The sequence below is a fragment of the Lyngbya sp. CCY1209 genome (assembly GCF_055795065.1).
This window is the reverse complement of sequence record NZ_JAYFER010000241.1, coordinates 1-10,828: the sequence shown is the minus strand read 5'-3', so window position 1 is coordinate 10,828 and position 10,828 is coordinate 1. Positions and strand designations below refer to the sequence as shown.

At 55.4% G+C, this 10,828-nt stretch carries 16 protein-coding genes and 1 tRNA gene; 5 read left to right on the top strand and 12 right to left on the bottom strand.

Annotated elements, in window-relative coordinates:
- The first annotated feature begins 44 nt into the window (after positions 1–44).
- Positions 45–107 (top strand): hypothetical protein, encoded by a 63-nt coding sequence (locus tag AC0QHF_RS06385; protein ID WP_375341402.1) that lies wholly within the window; start codon positions 45–47, stop codon positions 105–107.
- Here the strand turns inward: AC0QHF_RS06385 and AC0QHF_RS06380 are convergent.
- Both AC0QHF_RS06380 and AC0QHF_RS06375 read right to left on the bottom strand, forming a co-directional pair.
- Positions 91–237, bottom strand: a complete 147-nt coding sequence (locus tag AC0QHF_RS06380) for a hypothetical protein (RefSeq protein ID WP_324703357.1) — start codon at positions 235–237, stop codon at positions 91–93. The two genes, AC0QHF_RS06385 and AC0QHF_RS06380, sit on opposite strands and share 17 nt — an antisense overlap.
- Positions 238–297: 60 nt before the next feature.
- On the bottom strand, positions 298–492 hold the full coding sequence (locus AC0QHF_RS06375; RefSeq protein WP_324703356.1) for a hypothetical protein: 195 nt from the start codon (positions 490–492) through the stop codon (positions 298–300).
- A 135-nt stretch (positions 493–627) separates the two neighbouring features.
- Between AC0QHF_RS06375 and AC0QHF_RS06370 the strand changes: the two genes are divergently transcribed.
- Positions 628–1,974 (top strand): hypothetical protein, encoded by a 1,347-nt coding sequence (locus tag AC0QHF_RS06370; RefSeq protein WP_324703355.1) that lies wholly within the window; start codon positions 628–630, stop codon positions 1,972–1,974.
- A gap of 181 nt (positions 1,975–2,155) precedes the next feature.
- On the opposite strand, the gene AC0QHF_RS06365 is transcribed toward AC0QHF_RS06370, so the two are convergent.
- Positions 2,156–2,722 (bottom strand): SRPBCC family protein, encoded by a 567-nt coding sequence (locus AC0QHF_RS06365; protein ID WP_324703354.1) that lies wholly within the window; start codon positions 2,720–2,722, stop codon positions 2,156–2,158.
- Between the two features lie 376 nt (positions 2,723–3,098).
- Here AC0QHF_RS06365 and AC0QHF_RS06360 point away from each other — a divergent pair, with 376 nt between their 5' ends.
- Positions 3,099–3,566, top strand: a complete 468-nt coding sequence (locus tag AC0QHF_RS06360; RefSeq protein WP_324703353.1) for a hypothetical protein — start codon at positions 3,099–3,101, stop codon at positions 3,564–3,566.
- 331 nt (positions 3,567–3,897) lie between these two features.
- On the opposite strand, the gene AC0QHF_RS06355 is transcribed toward AC0QHF_RS06360, so the two are convergent.
- The 9 genes from AC0QHF_RS06355 to AC0QHF_RS06315 form a co-directional block, all read right to left on the bottom strand.
- Complete coding sequence (locus AC0QHF_RS06355) at positions 3,898–4,302, bottom strand: ChuX/HutX family heme-like substrate-binding protein (protein ID WP_324703352.1); 405 nt, start codon at positions 4,300–4,302, stop codon at positions 3,898–3,900.
- 49 nt (positions 4,303–4,351) lie between these two features.
- Entirely contained in the window at positions 4,352–5,305 is a 954-nt protein-coding gene (locus AC0QHF_RS06350; protein WP_324703351.1) for a PhoH family protein, read from the bottom strand.
- Between the two features lie 149 nt (positions 5,306–5,454).
- Positions 5,455–5,793 (bottom strand): KH domain-containing protein, encoded by a 339-nt coding sequence (locus tag AC0QHF_RS06345; RefSeq protein WP_375341401.1) that lies wholly within the window; start codon positions 5,791–5,793, stop codon positions 5,455–5,457.
- Between the two features lie 13 nt (positions 5,794–5,806).
- A complete protein-coding gene (rpsP, locus tag AC0QHF_RS06340) occupies positions 5,807–6,103 on the bottom strand; it encodes a 30S ribosomal protein S16 (protein ID WP_324703349.1) in 297 nt (98 codons plus the stop codon).
- Between the two features lie 135 nt (positions 6,104–6,238).
- On the bottom strand, positions 6,239–7,681 hold the full coding sequence (gene ffh, locus AC0QHF_RS06335; protein WP_324703348.1) for a signal recognition particle protein: 1,443 nt from the start codon (positions 7,679–7,681) through the stop codon (positions 6,239–6,241).
- 366 nt (positions 7,682–8,047) lie between these two features.
- Positions 8,048–8,121: transfer RNA gene (locus AC0QHF_RS06330), tRNA-Pro, on the bottom strand.
- A gap of 34 nt (positions 8,122–8,155) precedes the next feature.
- Positions 8,156–8,521, bottom strand: coding sequence for a DUF1818 family protein (locus tag AC0QHF_RS06325; protein WP_324703347.1), 366 nt, complete (start codon positions 8,519–8,521; stop codon positions 8,156–8,158).
- A gap of 7 nt (positions 8,522–8,528) precedes the next feature.
- Entirely contained in the window at positions 8,529–9,176 is a 648-nt protein-coding gene (locus tag AC0QHF_RS06320; RefSeq protein WP_324703346.1) for a hypothetical protein, read from the bottom strand.
- 14 nt (positions 9,177–9,190) lie between these two features.
- Entirely contained in the window at positions 9,191–9,421 is a 231-nt protein-coding gene (locus AC0QHF_RS06315; RefSeq protein ID WP_324703345.1) for a DNA-directed RNA polymerase subunit omega, read from the bottom strand.
- Positions 9,422–9,686: 265 nt separating this feature from the next.
- Here AC0QHF_RS06315 and AC0QHF_RS06310 point away from each other — a divergent pair, with 265 nt between their 5' ends.
- Positions 9,687–10,100 carry a response regulator gene (locus tag AC0QHF_RS06310; RefSeq protein ID WP_324703344.1) on the top strand — a complete coding sequence of 138 codons (414 nt, stop codon included), beginning with the start codon at positions 9,687–9,689 and terminating at the stop codon, positions 10,098–10,100.
- A gap of 79 nt (positions 10,101–10,179) precedes the next feature.
- Positions 10,180–10,527 (top strand): variant leucine-rich repeat-containing protein, encoded by a 348-nt coding sequence (locus tag AC0QHF_RS06305; RefSeq protein ID WP_324703343.1) that lies wholly within the window; start codon positions 10,180–10,182, stop codon positions 10,525–10,527.
- Positions 10,528–10,828 lie beyond the last annotated feature (301 nt).

The following is a 10,828-nucleotide window of genomic DNA, read 5'->3' as shown; positions in this document are numbered from 1 at the left end:
CGATCGCCTGTTATTCTCCCCCCCTGGACGCGGCGGGAAATTCCGTGGCGGGATTATTTTTGATCGAGGAAATGGCGCGATCGCTCGTTCTCAGCCTGTTTGACTGACGGAAGGAGTCGTCCGGGGCGATCGCACGGACAAACCGGGAATGGTCAGTTGTACGGGCTGCAAACTCTTTTCCGAAATCGCGGTATTTTGACGGTTGGGAGTGCCGGAAAAAATCTCTTGATTTATCATTTCCCGTATCAATTCTTTATTGTTTGAACACATTGATGTTGTCGGGCCGTCGAAACGCTGTCAATCCCGAATTGGAGATCCTCCGAAGTCCCCGGGAACCTGGCGATCGCGAAACCTACGGCGAAAAACTTCGGCGGTACAAACCGACTCGGGAAATCTGTGGGAACCCTGCCGCGCCTCGTCCGAAGCGATCGCGTCGATGTCAAAAAATATGACAATCTTAATCAGATTCTCGGCTTCAGGAAAGGGCAACATCAAAGTCTGAAATATGAATCCCGGTGATTGGTGCGATCGCCGGGTTTTTTGTGCCGATAACCCTGACTTATCAATCCAGATGCTCCAACTGGTGTACACTAAGATCGAGATTTCTGTAACTGTCTGGATCTATCCATGTCTGAAGCCGGTCTTCCTCCGAATCAGTCCCCATCCGAACCGATTCCAGAACGTCGCGCCGAGCCGTCAGAGGAAACACCTGATATCGCCCGACCTCGGGAAGCCGTCCGGCTCCCGCAAGTGTCCGACCCTTGGGATGATGATTGGGAGACGGTCAATTTTCCCAACGCGATCGCGATCGACCAATTGCCGGTGGTGACAGACTCGGACGATGGGTCCTCCCCGACTCCGGAACCCGACCCCCGGACGGCGGGGGAAGCGACGGAAGCAACGGCGGACAATTCCCAGACCCCCCTCATTCAAGCCCTCCACACCTGCAACCGCGACCTGATCGATCGCATCGCGGAACTCGAGGAAGAACTCGAAGGCTGTCACAGACGCTTGCAAGAACAGGACGCCCAGATCGACCGACAAGGCCGGGAAATGGGTTTCGCCCGGGAACAGGTGACTCGGCTGTTCCGAAAGCTGGAGGTCGCCAACCGCGTCATTGAGCAACAGCAGGTTTTGGTGGAAAACCTCACCCACCAGTGGGATACCAGCCAAACTCGGATGGCGCAGATGGAGCGAGAGTGCGCCGCCGCCCAACAGCGCTACAATGAACAGTGCCACGAATTGATTCGGACTCAAAATACCTGCCAGGAATTGCGATCGCGCCTGTACCGCCAGCAGCGCCACACCCTGCAATTCAAGGCGGCCCTGGAGCGAGCTTTGGAAATGCAGTCGCACTCCCCCTATGGGGACTCGCAGCGGACGACATCCCCCTCCCCAACTGCGGAGGCGGAAGGCTCGGCAACTCCGGCGGAACCGCAACCTCCGGCATCTTTTGTCCTCCATCCCCCGACCCTGAAACTCTCCAAAGCGTCGCCGGTCCAACCTTGGTCTTGGCAACTGTCCCATCACCCCGACGAGGGGTCGGAGGAGGGGGCAAGATCCGAGGAAACGCCCGGGGAGGAGAATCAAACGTCCTCTGGGAGGGAGAAAATTGTGGACTCCGAAAGCCCACCCGCAGCAACGGCCGCAACGGCCGAGGAAGGGGAGTCGGGGGCGATCGCTCCCCCGGTCGCCGAGACTTTCCCGGAGGAGCCGCCGGTGGAAGAATGGCCGCGACCGAGATTTGTGGAAGAGGAACTGGACCGCATTCGCCTGGAATATGCGGCCTCTCCCCCCGAAACTGAGGATGCCGTCGGGGGCGGGGTCGATTCCGAGGGAGAACGGGAGGAACGGGAGGCCAATTGGCCGGCACCGTTGATTTACCCCCAGCGTCGCCGGAAGTTGCAGTCTCTTTCGGCGATTCAGTTGCCGAGGTTCTCGACATCTGCGGTGGAGGAAAAGATCGAATTTTGACCCCCGCCGTGTAATTCGAGCAGACCGGTTGTATCCAACAGGGTAAATTGGGAATCGAAACAACCGCGCAGGGTTCTCAAAAGGTAAGGATGGCGAATTGCAGTTGGGTGGGATGCAGCCCTCCGAAATTGATTGAAAATTGGGCAAGACTGCATCGATAAAAACACCCAAAAAGGCGATCTTAATTGCGGCCTTCAGCCTCTTTTTTGATCGCTTCCAGGGTATTTTTTAAGCTACTTTCATAGATATTATAAAATATAGCCCTGCTGGGAGTTGAACCGGGATCGACGGCGACTTGGTGTTGAATCCTGACTTGTCTGGAGGAAATGGGTTGAATGGTCCAGGTTCCCTGCAGCGATCGCAAATCTCCTTCCACTAGCTTGAAGGCTATTTGTTGAGGGTAGGTTTCGACATTGGCGATCCGAACTCTGATCCTTTTATCGACGATGATCGCCCGGATTTGGTACACCAATTCAAAAACCTTTTGATTGCCTTGTGTTGTCAACAGTTGACTGTCGATAACGGTGGGCATGAATCGGGGAAAGTTCTCGTAATCCGTCAAAACTTTCCAGGCGGTATCGGCAGAGGTATTGACCAAAATTTCCCCGGTATATCGGCCATTTTCTCCGGTTAAAAATGCCCCCGAAACTTGTCGCGCCTGCCCGGAATCAGCGGCTGGTTTCGAGTCCGCAACTCGTCCTTTAAAGAGGGTAAAATTTAAACTCAATGCGACCAGTAAAATGGTCACAAAATGACGCTTATTGGGGAAATCAAAATTAGACGGCATCGGCTCTCAACTCAATTTTCATGGGTTTTCATGATTCTAGCAAAAAAGTCAGTCCAAAACCGTTATCTGGGAAACGGAAAATTCGACGGTGCAAAATGTGGGAGAAAAGAGATGGGAGAAAACTTGGGATATGGCGAAGGATTTGTGGGACTGACTCTCTACAGCCGTGTGAATTGATTCGCGACCATTTAATCCCCGCGCCGGCCAATCACAGCCCCCAAAATTGGAGGTTGGGGCCGATACCATTGAAAAATGGTGGCCGATTGTTATCTACCTGATGAGATTGAAAACTGCTATAATGGCGCCGTCGGTGTCCCGTGGTGAGGAGTCAACAGGTATGAAACTATTTCGAGTTCTGACAACTGCCGGTTCCGCGATCGCGATCGCGGCTAATCTCATCTTTGTCGGCCCCGCCTCCGCCGACGGTTTCCCCGACAATCCCAATCCGATTCCCCACAAGCGGGTCCCCCACAAGCGGACCCCCCCCACCGACGAATGCCGGCAATATCCCGTCCATCCCCGACCCCAAACGCGATACCATCCGGAACCGGACTTCCATGAACCTCACCCCGTCCGAGATGATCATCGTCCCATCGAGAGGGACTACACCCTACGGCCGGTCATCACCTACCGGGACTATTATCGAAATCCCGATCTCAAACCTCCCATCATCGAACCGCCGGCGACCTTGATGGATAGGCAGGCGATGAACATGGATTCCGAACGGGTTTTTGTGGTTTTGATTGTCCTCATTTTGTGGTTTATTTGGGGGCCAGGTTTTCGCACCAAAAAAGATAGCAAATAGCGTTTGGCAAACTAATCGAACCGTATTTCTACGGAATCTGCCCTTTGCTCTGATGGCGATCGCCCGTAAATTCAACAGTTTTCATTTTCCATTTCCCTTGCTAAGATAGGAATGTGTAGATAGATGAATGTGGATGCTCCCTAATCCATAAAACCCCGCCCCGCGTGAGGGACGGGGAGTTTTTTTTGGAAAGGAGAACTCGTCTCCTATCAAATCCGGTTATCCCCTCCTCAACCTCCCCAATCATCGACCGATGATTTAAGCGGGTAGGGGTCCCTGGCTTGCGCCCTCCGGAATTGATTCCCAAGCGGTCTCGATATCCAACTTGATATCAGACAGACTCAACCGGAGTCGGTTCCCAAACCTCGCCGTAGTTTTGTCGCAATTCTTCCCAGGCTTCCACCTGTCCGGGCTCGTATTCTCCGGGTTTCCCCCACTGCAGGAATGCACTCAAAGCGACGGAATCTTCCCCATCGACGAAGCGAATCGCATAGGTCGTGAAATTTCCCCGCTTCGCTTCTCCCGTTTCAAATTTAACCGTTTTAATTCCATCCATATTCAGGTGAAATTCAAACAGATCGGCGTGCATATTGGCATATTTCCCCTTGGGCAATTCTGCATAAAATAGTTTGGAAATTTTGCCTTTCACTTCCAGAACCGCCGCGCTGCTGGTGACGATCAGACGCAACGTCCCCAATTTTTCGCACGCTTCCAAAAATTCTTTTAAAGTTGCCATTTTGTCAATTTATCGATTTTTCCACTGGAATTTTACCACCCAGACTCCCTCATTTTTCATGGCGTTCGTAGGCGGCGACGATGCGCTGGACTAGGGGATTTCGCACCACGTCCGCCTGGGAAAATTCGCAGAAGGCGATCCCCTCGATATTTTGGAGGATTTTGAGGGCGACGGTGAGCCCGGAGGATTGGTGGAGGGGGAGGTCGGTCTGGGTGATGTCCCCGGTCACGACCATGCGCGATCGGTATCCCAGGCGGGTCAGGACCATCTTCATCTGGGCCGGGGTGGTGTTTTGGGCTTCGTCGAGGATGACGAAGGAGTTGTTGAGGGTGCGTCCCCTCATGTAGGCGATGGGTGCGACTTCGATGACGCCCCGTTCCATCAAATTGCTGGCCTTTTCAGGGTCGATCAATTCGTAGATGGCATCGTAGAGGGGGCGCAGGTAGGGGTTGACCTTCTGCTGCAAGTCGCCGGGGAGGAACCCGAGGCGTTCCCCCGCCTCCACCGCCGGACGGGTGAGGATCAGGCGTTCGTACTCGTCGGCGAGGAGGGCTTGCAGGGCGAGGATGGCGGCGAGGTAGGTCTTTCCCGTCCCCGCCGGACCGATGCAAAAGGTCAGGTCGTGGGTGCGGATCGCCTGGATGTACTGGCGCTGGCGGAAGGTTTTCGCCCGCACCTCCTGGCCCCGGCGGGTTTTGGCGAGGATATCTTGCTGGAGCTCTTGCAGTTTCTCTTCTTGGTGGGTGTTGATGGCGTGGCGGGCGGTGAGGATGTCGGGCCCGGTGATGGTTTTGCCATCTTTCCAAAATTCTTTGAGGGATTCGATCAGGGTCCGGCACAGTTCCACCTGTTTGGCCGTCCCACTGAGCATGACATCTTGGCCCCGCAGGACGACCTGGGCGCCGGTTTGTTTCGATAGGGTTTTCAGGTTGTCTTCTTGATAGCCGGCGAGGGCGATCGCACTTTCGATGCTGGGTAACTGAATCGTGAATCGCTCAGTCATTCAATTGGGTTTGATTGGGTGTTTCCTGTGGGGGTGCGGGGACGATCGCATCCACTTCAATTTCGACCGACATCTGGCGATCGATGATGCCCCCGGCCAGACAAAAAAACTCGGGAAAGCGGCAAGCGATCGCCGCCTTCCATACAAGTTTACTGGCCGTCCCGACGCACCAACCTCCGGGGGGGAGATGAGCGGCGACTTCGGGTCGGACGTTTGGGCGACGGCCGATTCGCGGCTGCCCTCGGGCGACTTTGGGGGGGAGAATCTTCGTAAATATCCAAATAGACGGACTCTCCGGCCACCCCGGCGATCGTGGATAACACGGTGCGAATGGCTTGGATGTTGTGTCCCCAGCGGCCGTAAACCCGGCCCTTATCCTCCGCCTCGAAGGCGAGTCGAATCCAAACTTTCCGCTGGGCGGACGATCGCTCGCAATCGACCCGCAGCGCTTCTGGGGACTCCAAAAACGGTCCGATCAGGAACCGCACCAACTGGGCATAATCAGGATTGGCTGGCGGGTTCTGCGGTGCTGGTGGATTCGGTGGAGACTCCGGATTTGAGTTGTTCAAAGACATTGGCTTTTTGCAGGATGTTACGCACAGTTCGAGTTGGCTGGGCCCCTTGCTGAAGGCGTCGAACAATGCCGGGGACATCCAATCGAGTTTCATCCGTTCTGGGATTGTAAAAACCCAGTTCTTCCAGGGGGCGACCTTCGCGACGAGACAGGCTGTTCATCGCGACAATTCGATAGCTCGCTTCTCGCTTTTTACCGTACCGCTTTAATCTCAGTTTGATCATCTTGAGCTAATGGACTCTCCTTATGGATTGTACGCTATTTTTTCAGTCTGGGACAGAGTGACTGGCACCAGCATCGAAGTGCTGGAATCTAAAATTCTAACATTTTTCCCGCCGGACTCGACCCGGCTCGACCCTCTAAAGCTGCCCGAAACCTTTCTTCTTTTTGGCTTTCTTCTTCTTTTTGCCACCCCCGCCGGGATACCCCCGGAACCCCGCCGGCGGCATTCCGCCCATCCCCGGCATTCCGCCCATCCCCGGCATTCCGCCCATCCCCGGAAACCGGCCCTGACCCATCTGCTGCATCAAGGTTCGCATCCGCTGAAAATCCTTCACCAGGCGCATCACGTCCTGTTCGGCGTAGCCCGCCCCCCGGGCGACCCGCTTGCGCCGCGAGGGGGAATTGGAGAGCAATTCGGGATTTTTGCGCTCCTGGACGGTCATGGAATTGATCATCGCTTCCGATCGCTTCAGTTGCGCTTCCCCGTGCTCCAACTGATCCTGGGAAATCTTGTTCATCCCCGGAATCAGCTTCATCAACCCCCCCAAAGACCCCATATTTTTCATCATCCGGGTCTGCTTCAGGAAGTCCGTGAAGTCGAATTTCGCCTCCAGGATCTTCTCCTGCATTTTCTCGGCGTCGGCGATGTCGAACTCTTCCTGGGCCTTTTCCACCAGCGTCAGGATGTCCCCCATCCCCAAAATTCTCGACGCCATGCGATCGGGGAAGAACGGTTGCAGAGCCTCCACCTTTTCCCCCACCCCAACGAACTTGATCGGGGCGCCGGAAATGCGCCGGATCGACAGGGCCGCACCCCCGCGGCTGTCCCCGTCCAGTTTGGTCAGAATCGCCCCGGTGATGCCGATTTGGTCGTTGAAGGTCCGGGTCAGGGTCGCCGCCTCCTGACCGGTCATGGCGTCCACCACCAACAGGGTTTCGTGGGGCTCAACCGTCTCTTTGATTTGAGCCAGTTCCGCCATCATGTTTTGGTCAATTTGCAATCGCCCCGCCGTATCCACGATCACCGTATCGATCCCCTGGGCCTTGCCGTGTTCGATCCCCCGGCGGGCAATTTCCACCGGGTCCGCGTCCGCCCCGAGTTCAAACACCGGGACATCGATCTGTTTCCCGAGGGTGATCAACTGGTCGATGGCCGCCGGACGATAGACGTCGGTCGCCACCAACAAGGCGGTGCGATTCTGTTTTTTCAAATGCAGGGCCAACTTCGCCGAAGCGGTGGTTTTACCCGTCCCCTGCAAACCCGCCATCAGTACGACCGTCGGGGCTTCCTCGGCTCGGGCGAGGGGGACGTTGCTCTCCCCCATCACCTTGACCAACTCGTCGTGGACGATCTTGACGAACTGCTCCCCCGGTTTCACGCCGGAGACGACCTGGGCTCCCTGGGCTTGAACGCCGACTTCCTTGACAAATTCTTTCACCACCTGGAGGTTGACATCGGCCTCCAGCAGGGCGCGGCGGACCTCTTTGAGGGCGTCTTGAATGTTGGATTCGGTGATTTTGTCTTGGCCCCGGAGTTTCTTCCAGGTGGACTCCAGACGTTCAGCTAGGGCATCGAACATGGTACAGATTTATCGCTCGGCAGTTGGGCAATGTTTTATATCATAGTCGAATCTGAAATCCGACACCATTGCGCGATCGCGATCGCCCGACGGGTTCTCAATTTCGGGCTCAACCAATCTGGCCCCCAGAAACGACCGATTTCCAGTGGAGCGCGCCACCCCAAGCCTTGTGGAGTGAAGACAACTCCCCCGAGTGTCATCAAAGCTGTTGAGAAAGCCCATATGGTGCGTCAAGCGCTAGAGAGCATTCCTACCGTGTATTGACCTGTGCTAGATAAGGGAAGTGGGTAGATTTTGGGTAGCGGTAGCCGTTACAGCACTTGAATAAAGCGCTGTAATCATTGCTAGATAAGGGTTTAACAAAAATCGGAGCGGCGGGATTTGAACCCACGACCCCCACTACCCCAAAGTGGTGCGCTACCAAGCTGCGCTACGCCCCGACGTGCTTTGCTAGTATAACACCAAAATTCAAAATTAGTAAACCCCCAAAATTTTGATCGCCGCCAAAAGTTCCGGAACCGCCTCTGGGGGCCAGCTTCCCTCGCAGCGACGCCCGCCGTTGAGGATCAATTGCAGGCTGTAGGCGTGGGGGTAGCCCTCCACCTGCATCCACAGGCGATCGCTTTCGGCTTCGCAGGCGATCCGCTCCTCGTCCATCAACTCCGCCGCCATGGACGCCACGGCGTCCGCGAGTTGTCCGGACAGGCGACAAAAATCCTCCAACTCGGCTTCCGTCAATTCGATCGCCCACCCGTCGCCGCCCACCAATCCCCGGTACTCGGGCGCCTGGGGATTCCACCCCAACCGCCAACCCACTCCGGTTTTGAGAATTTTCTCCATGTTCCAATTAAGGCAGCAACAATTCTGCGTCCCCCGCCTCGGGAAGGGGGGGAAAGGGGGCGTCCGAATCGTCCGAAGAGTCCGGCGGGGGAGGTTCGGAGCGAGGCGGTTCCGGGTCGGATTGAGCCCGAGCCGCTTCGGGGTTAAAAATACTCACCAGAACGTCAACCAGGGCGTTCCGTTCCTCCCGGCTCAGGGTCCGGATCGCCTCCCGGTCGCCCTGCATCGGATTGTCCCGCAGCGAGGTCGCGCTGGGGTACTGTTCCTCTCTCATCAACTCGTTCGCCCCCAGATAGTCCGCCAGGGTCAATTTCCAGTCGAACCGAAATTGGGGGGGACGGCTTTGGACGTAGAGATGATAGCGGATCAGGCGATCGATCAGGGTGTTGTCTGCGGCGAGTTCCCCGGTATCTGCGGAAACGTAATTATTTTCCTCGGGGAGGTCTGGTAAACGCTCGTAAACCTGTTTCCAGACATCTCTCACCCGCAGGGGAATCTGTTGGGCGACCCGGGTTTGGGGGGACTCGGGAAACAATTCGGCCCGTCCCGGAGTGGGAGCCGTCCCCGCGATCGCCCCCCATACCAACAGACTCGCCATCCCCAGGATAACGAGTCGATTTTGTCGCCATTGTCGTCGAAAATTTGGCCGTCTCATGGCAACGAAATCATTTAGCGATCGACAATAATTTCCGGCTGGGTCAACTCGTCGGACATCTCCACGATCGCCCGCAGCACCGGTTTCATCAAATTTTCGTCCATATTGTCGAAGTCTTCGTAGCGGCACTGTTTGGCTCGTTTGGCGACCTGAACGGTAATTTTGTAACGGTTGGATGCGGCACTGACCAAATCTGCCGCCCGCCGGGTCATTTCCGTGGAGTCGATATTGGAACGCTTCTGCATATAAGGTGAAACTCCGCCTGATTTGTCGATATCATCTTTCCATTCTAACCCATCGTGAGGTATCGAATCCCCACACCCCACCCCCCACACCCTTATTCTCGACCTGAACTTTTTCACCCTTTTGCCCTTGGGGGCGATCGCATTTCGCCGGCGAACTCCCCAACTCCTGAACTTATTCCCATCGACGAATCTGCATAAATTGGGGACACTAGATAGTATCAGTGGAGATGGAGTCACTGGAATTTCCCAAAGGAGGGCAGGGATCATGAAAACCGTTCTCGTCGTCGAAGATAATCCCATCAATTGGAAGGTATTTGAACGAATTTTGACCCGAAAAGGTGGAATGGCGGCTCATCACACCGAAGACGTGGAAACGGTGCTGCAAATGGCGACAGCGAAAGAGGCCGACCTGATTTTGATGGATATCTACCTCGCCAACAGCTATTACGAGGGAAAGGCGATCGATGGCCTCAAAATCACGCAAATGTTGAAAGCAAATCCCAAAACGGCCGATCTGCCCATTATTTTGGTGACGGCCCAGGGCGGCGATCGCGATCGCGAGTATTTTCTCGCCCAAAGTGGTGCGGACGGTTACATCCCCAAACCCATCACCGATCACAAAGCCTTTGTCGAACAGATCAAAGCGAAACTTCCCGCCGAAGCGTCGGTAAAAATCTGACGGACGGGGGCGAGGCGATCGCCGGTGAGGAGACTTTTTTAAACAGAACAAGCATCTATTATTTTATGTTTCGGCGAACATGAGTATTTCCGACCGATTGACCTTACAAAAAGAAGCGGCAAATCCCAGAACCCCCCCCGCCCGCCTGGAAGCGATCGCCCACAAAAGTACGGACTTGGGGCGGCTCGTCGCCAACAACCCCAACGCCCCCGGCGAACTGCTGAAAAAACTCGGCCGCAGCGAGGATATCGCCACCCGCAATCTGGTGGCACAAAACCCCAACACCCCCCTCTCGACATTATTGGAACTGTTAGAAGAATTTCGGAGAGCGGTGATGAATAACCCCAGTTTCGTCCGCTTATCTGCGGAAAAAATGGGGGCCGGCGATCGGCCCTCTCGGAATGAGGGACTCGGGAGTCGGAAATGAAAAGTGAAAAGTGAAAAGTGAGATTTGATATCAAATCCGGTTATTTGGCTACACTATAGCAGTTGTCTGTCTGCTGCGATACGGTTCGATCCCCCATTATCCCCCCTGATCTCCCCCCTGACAAAGGGGGGGTAGGGGGGGATGGGGACTTCGAGTCAACCGGCATACCTCATCAACTTGAAAAGTGCCGTAACTTCCCAATCATCTGAATATGATTTTCGCTGTTATAGCGCTGCTAGAGGGGGTGTAGGGTGTAGGGTGTAGGGTGTAGGGAGGGGAAATTCCCTCGACATCAGGGTTT